Genomic DNA, 326 nt, shown 5'->3' with positions numbered 1-326 from the left:
GGTTTTTTAATTTGTCTTTTTTATGAAGTGAAGAAGTTCCAAATCGAGCACTGCTGCAATATGAATCATCACAATATATTCTAGTTAAGCCGGGATGACGCCGGAATTGGCTTTTTGGCTAAAACGTTCAAAGATAAAGATTAATAAAGAAAATGATTGATTGCAGGGAGGGAAGGACTTTAAAGTCCTAACACATGGAAAAGAATTGGTATGTAGTTCACACCTATTCAGGTTACGAGAACAAAGTTAAGGCTAACTTGGAAAAACGTGTGGAAACTATGGGGATGGAAGATAAGATCTTTCGCGTTGTAGTTCCAGAAGAAGAA

General features: G+C 36.8%; 1 protein-coding gene. It reads left to right on the top strand.

What is annotated here, in order from left to right; translation table 11 throughout:
- Window positions 1-194: 194 nt before the first annotated feature.
- A partial coding sequence (locus tag SB773_RS30710; RefSeq protein WP_410594007.1) for a transcription termination/antitermination NusG family protein occupies window positions 195-326 on the top strand: 132 nt, incomplete at its 3' end.

It is taken from the genome of Bacillus sp. SIMBA_074 (assembly GCF_046534555.1).
In the GTDB taxonomy this organism is placed as follows: domain Bacteria; phylum Bacillota; class Bacilli; order Bacillales; family Bacillaceae_G; genus Bacillus_A; species Bacillus_A mycoides.
This window is presented reverse-complemented; position numbering and strand designations above follow the sequence as displayed.